The 13,010-nt window shown below is 33.6% G+C and carries 13 protein-coding genes; 7 read left to right on the top strand and 6 right to left on the bottom strand.

Features of this window, described 5'->3' with window-relative positions; all coding sequences use genetic code 11:
* Together narJ and narI are read left to right on the top strand one after the other, a co-directional pair.
* Entirely contained in the window at positions 1-528 is a 528-nt protein-coding gene (gene narJ / locus NST63_RS11375; protein ID WP_341042152.1) for a nitrate reductase molybdenum cofactor assembly chaperone, read from the top strand.
* 17 nt (positions 529-545) lie between these two features.
* Complete coding sequence (gene narI / locus NST63_RS11370; RefSeq protein WP_212945207.1) at positions 546-1,238, top strand: respiratory nitrate reductase subunit gamma; 693 nt, start codon at positions 546-548, stop codon at positions 1,236-1,238.
* Between the two features lie 65 nt (positions 1,239-1,303).
* Here the strand turns inward: narI and NST63_RS11365 are convergent, their stop codons facing one another.
* Positions 1,304-2,458 (bottom strand): D-alanyl-D-alanine carboxypeptidase family protein, encoded by a 1,155-nt coding sequence (locus NST63_RS11365; protein WP_242598272.1) that lies wholly within the window; start codon positions 2,456-2,458, stop codon positions 1,304-1,306.
* A 184-nt stretch (positions 2,459-2,642) separates the two neighbouring features.
* On the opposite strand from NST63_RS11365, the gene NST63_RS11360 reads away from it, so the two are divergent.
* Positions 2,643-3,443 (top strand): glycoside hydrolase domain-containing protein, encoded by an 801-nt coding sequence (locus NST63_RS11360; RefSeq protein ID WP_212945206.1) that lies wholly within the window; start codon positions 2,643-2,645, stop codon positions 3,441-3,443.
* A 60-nt stretch (positions 3,444-3,503) separates the two neighbouring features.
* Here the strand turns inward: NST63_RS11360 and NST63_RS11355 are convergent, their stop codons facing one another.
* Positions 3,504-5,423, bottom strand: a complete 1,920-nt coding sequence (locus NST63_RS11355; protein WP_212945205.1) for a vWA domain-containing protein — start codon at positions 5,421-5,423, stop codon at positions 3,504-3,506.
* A gap of 11 nt (positions 5,424-5,434) precedes the next feature.
* Positions 5,435-6,319: an ATP-binding protein gene (locus tag NST63_RS11350; RefSeq protein WP_341042148.1), complete on the bottom strand. Its 885-nt coding sequence runs from the start codon at positions 6,317-6,319 to the stop codon at positions 5,435-5,437.
* 202 nt (positions 6,320-6,521) lie between these two features.
* Between NST63_RS11350 and NST63_RS11345 the strand changes: the two genes are divergently transcribed.
* Both NST63_RS11345 and yidC read left to right on the top strand, forming a co-directional pair.
* A complete protein-coding gene (locus NST63_RS11345; RefSeq protein WP_152984766.1) occupies positions 6,522-6,830 on the top strand; it encodes a hypothetical protein in 309 nt (102 codons plus the stop codon).
* Between the two features lie 22 nt (positions 6,831-6,852).
* The gene (yidC, locus tag NST63_RS11340) at positions 6,853-7,638 is read left to right on the top strand and encodes a membrane protein insertase YidC (RefSeq protein WP_058004376.1); all 786 of its coding nucleotides are present in this window, start codon (positions 6,853-6,855) and stop codon (positions 7,636-7,638) included.
* 14 nt (positions 7,639-7,652) lie between these two features.
* On the opposite strand, the gene NST63_RS11335 is transcribed toward yidC, so the two are convergent.
* Complete coding sequence (locus NST63_RS11335; RefSeq protein ID WP_341042144.1) at positions 7,653-8,153, bottom strand: Rok-like winged helix domain-containing protein; 501 nt, start codon at positions 8,151-8,153, stop codon at positions 7,653-7,655.
* A 324-nt stretch (positions 8,154-8,477) separates the two neighbouring features.
* Between NST63_RS11335 and NST63_RS11330 the strand changes: the two genes are divergently transcribed.
* Positions 8,478-9,962 (top strand): aldehyde dehydrogenase family protein, encoded by a 1,485-nt coding sequence (locus NST63_RS11330; RefSeq protein WP_212945201.1) that lies wholly within the window; start codon positions 8,478-8,480, stop codon positions 9,960-9,962.
* A 113-nt stretch (positions 9,963-10,075) separates the two neighbouring features.
* Here the strand turns inward: NST63_RS11330 and NST63_RS11325 are convergent, their stop codons facing one another.
* Positions 10,076-11,719 (bottom strand): AMP-binding protein, encoded by a 1,644-nt coding sequence (locus NST63_RS11325; RefSeq protein ID WP_341042143.1) that lies wholly within the window; start codon positions 11,717-11,719, stop codon positions 10,076-10,078.
* A gap of 290 nt (positions 11,720-12,009) precedes the next feature.
* Between NST63_RS11325 and sda the strand changes: the two genes are divergently transcribed.
* Entirely contained in the window at positions 12,010-12,141 is a 132-nt protein-coding gene (sda, locus tag NST63_RS11320; RefSeq protein WP_058004372.1) for a sporulation histidine kinase inhibitor Sda, read from the top strand.
* A gap of 49 nt (positions 12,142-12,190) precedes the next feature.
* Here sda and NST63_RS11315 read toward each other — a convergent pair whose 3' ends face one another.
* Positions 12,191-12,997 carry a DUF2935 domain-containing protein gene (locus NST63_RS11315; RefSeq protein WP_071974950.1) on the bottom strand — a complete coding sequence of 269 codons (807 nt, stop codon included), beginning with the start codon at positions 12,995-12,997 and terminating at the stop codon, positions 12,191-12,193.
* Between the last annotated feature and the right edge of the window lie 13 nt (positions 12,998-13,010).

Here is a 13,010-nt window from a genome sequence, read left to right as displayed (position 1 = left end):
ATGGATGCACAACTAAAAAAAATATTTCATATCTCCTCCTTCCTTCTCACCTACCCAGATCGGCACTGGTGGGACGGCCTAGAGGATTGTAAAAATGAAATTAATACTTTAGATGATCATCAGGATGCAAAAGAGCTATTCTTACAATTTTTTAGTCAATTAGAACAAATTGAACCGATAAAATGGATTGAGTCCTATGTATATTTAATTGATTTTGGGAGAAACACAAATTTCTACTTAACTCATGGGAACGACGGACAACAACGTGAGAGAGGAATAGAATTACTAGCTTTAAAAAATTTATATAGTAATGCGGGATTTGTTGTAACTGATCAGGAGTTACCGGATTATGTCCCTCTTATCCTTGAATTTTTATCATTTGCACAGAATGATTATGTCCTGCCGATCATAGAAAAATTTAAAGCTAATTTTCTTCAGCTAGAGAAGCAGTTTATTGAAAAAAAACATGGTTACCAACTGATATTTAAAATTATTAATCTTTCAATCCAGAAATTTGAAGATGACTGAGGGGAGCTGCCTAAACTATGATTCATCAGTTTTTATGGGTTATCTATCCGTATCTTGTACTTATCGTATTTATAGGTGGTGTGATTTTTCGTTATCAGCATGATCAATTTGGTTGGACAACGAAATCTAGCGAAATGCTAGAGAAAAAGAAGCTTGCGTACGGAAGTAGCTTTTTTCACTGGGGGTTAATTTTTGTTTTTGGTGGCCATGTGATGGGCATTCTTATTCCGGAACCAGTATATACAGGACTTGGCATTAGTGAGCACCTGTACCATAAAATTGCTATTGGTTTTGGAGTTCCTGCTGGAATTATATCTTTAATTGGGCTCGTGATTCTATTTTATCGAAGGATTTCCCTCAAAAGGATTCGATATACTAGCTCAGTCAGTGACATTTTAACATTAGTTTTTTTGTTAATCGTTATGTTAACAGGACTTTCAGCAACATTATTTAATATTACACCAGAGGGCTTTGATTATCGTAAAACAATCAGTCCCTGGTTTAGAGGTCTATTTTACTTCCAACCTAATCCATTACTAATGGAAACTGTCCCACTATGGTTTAAAATGCATATTCTTTCCGCATTTTCAATGTTAGCTGTATTTCCATTTACTCGTCTAGTACACGCATTCAGTATGCCATTGAAATACTTACGCCGAAGTTATGTCATTTACAGAAAACGCGGTAAGAAAATGGATGAACATTTATGAAAATCTCCATTATAAAAGGTTATAGCTAGTAGGAGAATTCCCCTACTAGCTATAACCTTTTTTCTCTACATTCTTTTTTGATTAATCTTTTTGATTATAACAGTTAAAATAAGCAAAAAGGCAAATATGACAAAATAAAGGCCCCAATTTTTCGAAGGTGAGGTGATTTGTTTTTCAGTAACTTCTGGTTTAGTTTCTGCTGCTTTTACTTTCATGGGAGTTAGCTTTAATGTATCTAAAGTGTCCCCCGAACGATCAGAGATTTGAAGCATACCATCATCTAAAATATCTTCAGAAACAGTTCCATTTAACGGCTTTGTATATTCAATATCTTTTGGAGCTTCAAATATTTCCTCACCCACTTTAAATGTAACCCCTTTAGCTAAAGTAGATGTTTCAAAATGATTAAAACCATAATCTAGAAGTTTTTTTGTATCATTATAGGCATCATTTTTGGATTTTGCATTCATAATGATGACAGTCAGATGAATTTTATCATTTTCAGCAGTTGTAGCTAATGTTTGACCAGATTGATCAACATAGCCAGTTTTACCGCCTGTCACCTCTTTATACTCAATTTCACCTTTTAAAATTAAATGATGTGTGAATAAAGTTGTCTGCCATCCTTCACCATTCCACTCTAATTCCTTTGTACCGAAAATTTGTTTGAAAATATCGTTTTTTATTGCATAATTCGTAATCTTAGCAAGATCATATGCGGTCGTATAATGATTTTCATCAAAAAGACCGTGTGGATTAACAAAATTCGTGGCTGAAACACCGATCTTATCAACTAGATACTGATTTAACTGAGAGGCGAATTTTGGAATACTTCCATTCATGTATTCTGCTATTGCTACTCCAGCATCATTTCCAGAGTTTATTAAGAGACCCTGTAATAAATGTTTCAATGTCACTTTTTCACCTGCTACTAAATAAACACGTGTACCATCGGTATCTTCAACGTTTTTACTAATTGTCACCGTATCATTCAAATTCCCATTTTCAATGGCATATATAGCGGTAGCAATTTTTGTTAAACTGGCTGGATACAAACGCTTAAATGCATTTTTTTCATACAATACCTTTCCAGTTGTACTATCTACTAAGACTGCAGATTCACTTGCTAAATTTAATATTGGTTTTTCTGAAGCATGTACTTTATATAAAAAATTAAATGACAATACAATCACAAAAGCAAATAACCAAATTTTCTTCAAACTTCGACACATCCATTTTACAAAATTCATCAAAATTATTTTATCAGATAATATGAAACATTTTCATTAATTTAAAGAAAATGTAATCAAATTGAAATACAGTCCAAATAAATAAGCGACTCTCAAGCTGTCACCCTCCTCGTGCATGTCGAATAAGATATACAAGCAAAAAGGAGGAAACAAATTGAATAATAAAAATGAATTTTTAAATTGGAAGTTCATTCTGCCCCTATTCATTGGACTTCTCCTAATTATTCTTGTCCCTTTATATTATAATTACAATAAAGAGGATCAGAAAAAATTAGATAATCAAAGCAGTCAAGAAAATAAAAAACAGGAAAATGCTCCAAAATACTTATGGGGAGTGGATTCTGCTAGTAAAGCAACAAAGGAAATGTACAAATGTGTGAATGAGAATTTTGGAAAACCAAAAGTATGGGGGAGATATATTGGAACCAATGAAGAGGTTTCAACAGGTTTAACCCAACAAGAAATTAAACTACTTCATGAAAAAAAGGTAAAAATCCTGTTAATTTATAATCACTTTTCAAATGCTACAACCCAAAAAGCTGGACAGCAAGAGGCAAAAAAAGCGATTAAATATGCTAAAGAGTTGCGAGTTCCGAAGGATACCTTACTATTTGCTGACATAGAACCCAACTATCCAGTTGATTCAGCCTTTATTAAGGGATGGGTTGAAACATTGAATAAATCCGATTATCTTCCTGGAATCTATGGAGTTTTTGATAAAAATCAAAAATTATTTAGTGCATTTAATAAAGCAGGAAACGATGTGAAAGAAAAAGCAATCATTTGGTCTGCAGCACCAAATATAAACATTACCTCGAAAGAAAAAGCTCCTAAATATAACCCTTCCGGCCCTAAAGAATCAAAAATACTTGGATGGCAATATGGGATCGATGCGAAAAAATGTAATATTGACACTAATTTATTCAAAGAGGAAATTGAAAAAAATTTATGGTAAACCAACAAATTAGGTGTTTAAGGGAAGCTATTCCCCTTAAACACCTAAAAATAATTACAATTATGCAATGCTTTTATAAAGTAATTTTTTTAGTATAGGAAATAATACATTAGGTAATTCTTCAATATTGGACACTAAAATACTGAAATTCCCATATATATCATGTAAAATCTTTTTTTGACTTTCTTCAATTTCTGAATTGGACAAAAAGATATTAATCACGTCTATTCCCTTTTTCCTTGCTTGTAAAACTGCTTCATGAGTGTCCACAATCCCATTTTGTTCATATCCAAACGCTGCCGGCTCCCCATCAGAAAATACTAATAAGAACTTTTGATTTTCAAATCTAGTCATTAAGCGATCGGTCATAAGACGGATTGCATAGCCATCCCTATTATCTTCCTCTGGTTGAAGTTGCATAATTTCTGGACCGGATAGATTTCGTAATGATGTTGAAAATTCAATGACAGGTTTAAAATAATTTGGCTGCTTTTCCTTTGTTGCATCATTCGTATCTTCCCAAAATCCAATAACCTCATGTGCAACATTTACAGATTTTAAAGCTTCATGAAATAGTGTAATGCCGAGCTTCGTTTGCTCCATTTTGTCATACATAGAAGCAGAACAATCTACTAATAGTGAAAAGACCGCATCAATTTCACTTGAAGGTTCCTGTTTCTTATAAAATAGTCTCGGATTTTCGTCTGTGAAAAATGGCAACAGTTTCTTACGTAATCTTCCAAAATGTAAATCCGTTCGTGGTGATATTTTTTTATGTTCCAATGTCTTTTCAATAATCTTTTTCAATTTCTTTTGATAATTACTGATCGTTGACTTGAACTCGCGATACTGTTTCTCTTCTTCATACGTAGGTTTTTCTGGGCTTAAAAAAATAGGATAAGCAAAAAGGTTTTCTTTACCATATTTTTTTTCAATCCCTTGATTGCTTCTTTGCTTATGTTCTTGCACTTCTAAATTTGAATAATCATTTTTATTTGTTTTTTGTACTGAACCTTGAACAACAGCAAGTGCTTGATCACCTGCCTCACCTTCTCTTACCCCTTCGCCTAATAAATCAGTACCTGAACCTTGGTCCAAATCAAATTGCAAGAAGCTTTTACTTAAATCACTTGTTTCTCGGTGCCATGTACGAAACTCTTCTTCAAATACTTCCTCATCCCCCTCTGATTTTTTATCAATTACATCATTATTTTGAAGGGGATCCTTTCTTTTTAAGTCGTCAAAAGTTGGGTCATGAACAATCTCATCATATTTTTTATCAGGAAGATGGAAATACTCATTTAACATGTCCTGATCTAAAATATCCTCCAATGTTTCTGTTAATTCTAAACAAAGCTTTACGGTATCTTTTGTTGATTTTGTTTCGTAAAATTTAGTGATTGTATTTTTAATGTATGGCATCACCAAATTAATCTCTTCATTGTATTTAGGTATGTTTTCATTAGGAGAATCTGAAGTTAATAAGAGAAAAATATTATTAAATAAAGCATCTGTATAAATACTTTTGACAAGATTCACTTTTAATTGTGATTCAAAATATTTGCGATAGACAAATATTCTATCCTTAAAAGCTGATTTTGTTCCTGGACGTTTCCGTTTAATTATTTCTTCTAGTCTTAAATCCTCAGTTATCATAAATAATTGCTTTGCAAAACTCTTTAATGAAGTAGTAGATAGTTTTTGAAGTAAATAGTAAATATCCTCTTCATTTGTAAATGAATAGTTGCCTATCGCTCGTAAATAAACATCACTCTTTAGTCCATTTATCATTATGTTTTTGGGACGATGGTTCCAAAAATGGCGTACATATATTTTTTTTGACATTCGATCTAAATAAGAATGCACACCAAACTCTACTTCATAATCAAGGTTTTTCGTTAAAGTAGTAACTAAATCAGCTAATTCCATAACAATCATTGAATCAATTTTTTCATCATTGAATTGAATAAATCGTTGCATGCGATTGCCCCCTATTCAAACAATGTTTCGGCAATATTACGAATCGCTGCTTTTTCACGTTCATCCTCTAATTTATCTATGATCCCTCTTTGGATGGCCCTTAATGGAGGTAAATAGATGGAAAGATCACAAGTATCAATGAGAGCTCTAATCGAGGCTGCTTCTTCAGAAATTTTCCCCATTTCGGCTTGAACAATTAAATCACTAGATAACTGTACAAAGCGATTAATTAATTTCTCGTCTTTTAACTGGCTTTGTGCATGTAATACCTTTTTCAAAATCTCCCCTTGAATATAAGGAACATCGATTACGATAAAGCGATTTTTCAGTGCCTCGTTTAAAGGAACTGTACCGACATATCCTTCATTAATTGCGGCAATAACACCAAAATGATTCTCAGCTGTAATGACTTCACCAGTAAACGGATTGGCAATCGTTCTGCGATAATCAAGTACTCCATTCAAGATAGGCAATGTTTCTGGCTTTGCCATATTAATTTCATCTATATATAGTATATATCCTTTTTTCATGGCCTCTATAACGGGGCCAGATACAAACTTTATTACGTTTTGTCCATTTTCCTGACCGATTGTTTTAAAACCTAAGAGACCTTCTGCATCTAAATCTACGGAACAGTTAATACTTTTCATAGGTTGTCCAAGGAGCAAAGAGAGTGTTTCGGCTAGCTTTGTTTTCCCAGAGCCCGTTGGGCCTTTCAATAGTATATTTTTTCCGAGTAGAATCGCGACGAGTGCATCCATTAAAATAGAATCATTAGAGGGGATATATCCTTCTTGTTCTATAAGCTTATTTTCATCATTTGCTTTAAAATAGTCTTTTCTTTTATTTAATCTATCTTTTATTTCATCAGGTAATGAGATCATATTATCTAACATATTGCAATTCCTTTCTATATCTTGCATACTAAGGAAATTATATTCCTACAATTGTATTTTAGGTTAATCATTCTATAATTGCAAAATCTAAAAGGAAATCAAAATAAATAATTACTGATTATGTTTCATATGGTAAAATTATATAAAGTGTTTGAAAAACGAAAAAATTTAAGGTATACTTTGCTTTTGAATGGAGTTTAAGGTGCGTGAATATATGGTAATGGAATATTTATTCAATCTCATATACGATCCTGTTATTTGCTCGTTCTATGTAAGTATTTTACTGACCATCGGACTAGCTTATATATGGAATCATTTCATTGTAAATCCCTATTCTTGTATAACAACGGAACCAACTGCTACAAGAATAACCAGTTCACAACAATGGCTTAGAGATTGTAAAATTATTCAAAATAACTTTATCTTATGGATAATTAAATGTATTAGAAGAAAGGAATCACCGAATGAGGATCCAGACCATCATTTATCCGTTACTCTTTTCTTAACATGAATTTATACTAGGAGGATATATGATGAAACGTTCTTTACAATACACCATATTATTAATTGGTTCAGTATTTCTACTCTCTGCTTGTGGAAATACAGCTCCAGGTACGAAGAAATCTGGTTTTTTTAATGACTATTTTGTTGAGCCTTTTTCAAAGGTCATTCATTTTACTGCTGATCTATTCGGTGGTAACTATGGAGTTGCGATTATTCTTATTACGATTCTAATTCGTTTAATCCTCATGCCTTTTATGATGAAAACGTTTAAAAAACAACAAATCATGAAGGTTAAAATGGAAAAATTAAAACCTGAAATGACAGCAATTCAAACAAAAATGAAACAAGCAAAAACAAAAGAAGAACAAATGAAATATCAACAAGAAATGATGGGGCTTTACAAAAAACATGATGTAAATCCATTAAATATGGGATGCTTACCTTTAATTATTCAAATGCCTATCTTAATGGCCTTCTATTATGCGATTAGAGGTTCAAAAGAAATCGCTACACATTCATTCCTTTGGTTTGATTTAGGTCATGTAGACATTCCAATGGCGATTATTGCTGGGATCATTTATTATTTCCAGTCAAAAGTTTCACTAATTGGTATGAGTGAAGATCAACAAAAGCAAATGAAAATTTTTGGTCTGATTTCACCTATTATGATTTTAATCATTTCTTTCAGTGCTCCTGCAGCACTTCCACTTTACTGGGCTGTCGGTGGTGCATTCTTAATTGGACAAACGTATTTGTCTAAACGCTTTTATCAAACACACCCAGTAGAACAAGAACAACCTAAAAAGGGAAAATAAGAAAAGCACCTGTTCTAATTAGGAACAGGTGCTTTTTGTTCATTGTTAACATACAAATACAATCCCCGATTCGGTTTTTGAATATTTACGTCGACCTTTTCTACTACCTTCATAAAGGTAGTCATGTTCGCAATTTTTAATCCTGACTTTTCCTCAATTTTCTTTTGTAAATCTGTACCTCTAATTGGTTCAGTTTCTTCTTTTAATATTTGAATGGCAACCTCACACATTTTACTCGTTTTACTTCTCCTAGAAGGACGTGACTTTCTTATTTTCAATGGTGGGCTGTCCATATGGAATATTTCTTTCTTTTCTCCTTTTGATTGTGGTGCTTCCATTGATTTAATCTGTATTATTTCTTCGTATTTATTCGTCTCTAATCTATCTTTTTCATCCAACTCTCGTAATTTTGTAAATAAACGCTCACGTTCTTCACGCAACTCTTTTAATAAGCGTATTTCCGTATTTTCTAATTGCTCAAGCCGGAGTTTAAGCGCCATCCTCTCATTGAACATATAATCCCCTCATTTTTATATGCATTTTTCAAATTAGACATCGTAACTTTTTTACTATTACCATTATAATATGTGATATTATAAATAAAAAGATAGAATTATGTGAATTTTATATTTATAAATCTACATTTTTCTACTTCCTTTTGTCGTCTTGATGAATAATTTGTAGAAATATATTTTAAATTTTTCGATAAATATAATTGAAAAAATCCTGTTAAACTAGTAGGATTATTTGTAAGCGTTGCCATTTTTTAATTCAAGTTTAACAACTACACCCAGGATATACCTCTAGTTAACTATGAATGCAATAAGGAGGGCTATTGAATGAGTCAAGTTTTAGCAGGTATTAATGAAAAGGTGGAAAAGTTCTTACAAGGAAAAAAGAAACTTTATATTAATGGAGAGTTTGTGGAAAGTGTCTCCGGTAAAACATTTGATACACCAAACCCTGCAACAGGTGAAGTTTTGGCAACCGTATATGAAGCAGGTGCAGAAGATATTGATCGTGCTGTAAAAGCTGCAAGGACAGCATTTGATCAAGGAAAATGGTCTAAAATGAGTGCCGCTGCACGTGGCAGACTCATGTATAAATTAGCAGATTTAATGGAAGAGAATAAAGAAGCATTAGCACAATTAGAAACATTAGATAATGGAAAACCGATCAATGAAACGATGAATGCTGATGTTCCATTAGCAATTGAACATATGAGATATTATGCTGGATGGACAAATAAAATTACTGGTCAAACTATTCCAGTTAGTGGTCCTTTCTTTAACTATACACGTCACGAAGCGGTGGGAGTCGTTGGTCAAATCATTCCTTGGAACTTCCCACTTCTAATGGCAATGTGGAAAATGGGTGCTGCACTCGCAACAGGCTGTACCATTGTATTGAAACCTGCCGAGCAAACACCATTGTCCGCCCTTTTCTTAGCTGAGCTTGCAGAAGAAGCTGGTTTTCCTGCAGGGGTCATTAATATAGTCCCTGGATTTGGTGAAACAGCCGGACAACCGCTTGTTGACCATCCACTCGTAGATAAAATTGCTTTCACAGGCTCAACTGTTGTTGGAAAATCTATTATGGAACGAGCAGCAAAGACACTGAAACGTGTCACATTAGAACTAGGTGGCAAGTCTCCTAATATTATTCTACCTGATGCTGATCTAAGGAAAGCCATTCCGGGTGCATTAAATGGAGTAATGTTTAACCAAGGCCAGGTATGCTGTGCGGGTTCACGTGTATTTATCCAAAAGAAAAGCTATGATAATGTGGTTGCCGATATGGTTTCACATGCAAAATCGATTAAACAAGGATTTGGTTTGGATTCAGAAACTCAAATGGGGCCACTTGTTTCAACCGAACAACAAAGTCGAGTTCTCAATTATATTGAAAAAGGTATCAACGAAGGGGCTGAACTACTTACTGGTGGCGGTAAACCACGAGAGGAAGGGTACTTTGTTGAACCAACAATATTTGCCGATGTCAACGATGAAATGACGATCGCGAAAGAGGAAATCTTTGGACCAGTTATTGCTGCATTACCATTTGATGACTTGGATGAAGTAATCAATCGTGCAAATAATAGTGAGTATGGTTTAGCTGCAGGTTTATGGACACGTGATGTTGCAAATGCACACTATATTGCAAACAAGCTTCGAGCTGGTACTGTATGGGTAAACTGCTATAATGTATTTGATGCAGCTTCCCCATTCGGTGGTTATAAACAATCTGGTATCGGTCGAGAAATGGGATCTTATGCATTAAACAATTATACCGAAGTGAAAAGTGTATGGCTGTCACTTAAATAAACATAAAAAAATAAGAGTCGAACCAGACTCTTATTTTTTTATGTTCTTCTTATGAATAAACATTTTTTTAGAGCTATCCATCCTTGGTACCCCTTATAGATAGCCCCCAAAAATTAATGATTATTTGATATTAGCTCTATAGATTGTTCACGTAAACGATATTTTTGTATTTTCCCAGAGGCTGTCATTGGATAACTATCCGTTATTTCTACAAATCGAGGTATTTTATGTCTAGCAATTTTGCCTTTACAATAATCTCTTACTTCTTCTATTGTAATGCTTTCTCCCTCTTTTGGAATAATCCATGCCATTACTTGTTCACCATATGTTTCGTCGGGAACACCGATTACTTGTACATCTAATACTTTCGGATGAGTATATAGAAATTCTTCTATTTCACGGGGATAAATATTTTCACCCCCTCTAATAATCATATCTTTCAATCTACCTGTAATTCTACAATAACCCTGTTCATCCATAACAGCTAAATCCCCTGTATGAAGCCAGCCCTCTTCATCAATTACCTCTTTAGTGGCTTCAGGATTCTTATAATACCCCTTCATTACATGATATCCTCTCGTACATAATTCACCCTGCTCCCCATTTTTTACAACTAGGTTGGTGCTCGGGTCGACTATTTTTACTTCTACATTAGGTAATGCACGTCCAACTGTTTCAACTCGTAGTTCAATAGGATCATTGGTACGGGTTTGTGTTATTACTGGTGAAGATTCTGTTTGCCCATAAGCAATTGTAATTTCTGAAGCACCCATGCGGTAAATTACACCTTTCATCACCTCTATCGGACAGTTCGATCCTGCCATTATCCCAGTTCTAAGACTAGAAAGATCATATTGATCGAAATCAGGCTGATTTAGCTCAGTAATAAACATGGTCGGAACTCCATGAAGTCCCGTGCATTTTTCATCCTGAACAGTTTGCAATACTTGTTTTGGATGGAACTCCTGGATAGGTACCATTGTGGCTCCTACAGAAACACATGCCATCGTTCCTAATACACATCCGAAGCAATGAAAAAATGGTACAGGTATACAAAGTCGATCCTCCTTAGTTAACCTCATACAGTTAGCAATATTGTAACCATTATTTACAATATTACTGTGAGTTAGCATCACCCCTTTTGGAAAACCAGTTGTACCTGATGTATACTGCATATTTATCACATCACTTGACTCAAGTGAATACAATCGCTCGTCTAATTCATGATCTGAAATATCTTCACCTAATTTTTTTATATCCTTCCAACTATATGTACCAGGGTAATAATTATCTCCTAAAACGATTACATTTTTAAGCATAGGTAATCGTTTACTATTTAGTGATCCCGGTTTTGCCTCTTTTAATTCAGGACAAATTTCATTGAGCATCTCTATATATGATGCGTCCCTGTAACTCTCCATCAAAATGATTGTTTTTGAGTCTGATTGGCGTAATAAATATTCCAATTCAGTTGTACGATAATTTGTATTCACAGTAACTAATATAGCTCCCATTTTTGCTGTTGCAAATTGTGCTGTGAGCCACTCAGGTGTATTTGTTGCCCATATAGCTAAATGATCCCCTTTATTTATTCCCAGTTTCATTAATCCCTTTGCAACGATACGGCATTCATCATTAAATTCCTTATACGACCACCTAAGGTTTCGATCTGCATATATAACTGCTTCATGATTTGGGTGTTTTTCTGCCTTTTGTTCAAGTAATTCACCTATTGTTACTGTCAATACTGACGACATGAATATAGCTCCCCCCTTTGAAATGACTGAATACGATTAATAGTTATTAATTTATCGTCTTAGTTATTCATTCATTACACATATATTATCACGTTTTTCTGAATATTCAAATACAAAATAAATGATTGCCCATCACTGGAAATATTTATTTATCTGAAAAATATAAGCAAAAAGAACTAAATTTATATAAAGTTAAAGATTTTAAGTCTTTAACCTTTTCATTTCACAGAAAAAGAGTTAAAATGATTAGAAAATATAGAAAACATTATATTCCACTAGGAGGTTTTGTCATGAAAATCATGAGTAACGAATTGTTGGTGGCAGCCTATCGAGACGCTGAAAAGAAAGGTCAAGATCGTGAGTGGATTAAACTATTAAAATCAGAAATTACGAAGAGGGGTTTAAACCCTTATAAAAATTAAATTTGAAAAAGAAGGGGTTGTCTCTAAATTGAGGCATCCCCTATTATATTTATTCCTCATATCTTGGTTTAGTTGGATCACATTCAGGAAGTTTAATATTTGTTGATTCAGCTAATTTTGTCAAATAGTAGCATTCCTCACGAAACATATGATCAGCCATTAATACTGGAAATGTTCCAAGTAATTGATCAGATAAATCCAACTCAAATATTTCATTTAAAAAGAATTGAAACATTTCCATCTCTATTTGGACATCTGAATTAAATCGCTTCAATGCTGGAAAACTTTCTTCTTGTGTTCGCAAATACCCTGTTAGCTCTACTGCTTTTAAATAAAATTGCTCAAAATGTTTAACGAATTCGGCACTTGACTTCTTTATTCTTTTTTCTGTCGCATCCATCTCATCGTTAATTGCACCTGCATGCCCATAGGCATCTTGTAACCATAATAAATGGTGATGTAATTCATGAAAAATCGGAGGCTGTTCTCCAATTTTTAAAAAGCCCAAAATCCTCTCGTATTCTTCAAGCTCATTCACCATATGATTTAGAAAACTGGGTGATAAATGAATACTAATTTTACTAACTAAATGTCTCTTAATCAATTCTAACTTGAAATTTTTTAGTTTCACTACATACGGTTCTACATCATTCGCTAAGTTAATTGCAGCTTCATCACTTTGTAAATCTCTTGCTTCCTGTAAAAAGCTATCAAAAGCTTCCTTCAATTCTAATGCGATCTGTATGGACTGCTTTTCATTTTGACTTAAAGAAGATAATATAAAACGGGAATGGTCCCCAAGAATCTGTAGCCAAAATGTATGTTCAAATTTAGCATTTGTTAATAAAGAACTCATCACACTCACCTCC

Origin of the sequence: Heyndrickxia sp. FSL W8-0496 (assembly GCF_038007825.1) — a bacterium.
GTDB lineage: Bacteria > Bacillota > Bacilli > Bacillales > Bacillaceae_C > Heyndrickxia > Heyndrickxia oleronia.
The sequence above is the reverse complement of the archived record's forward strand: the minus strand, read 5'-3'. Positions and strand labels throughout refer to the sequence as shown.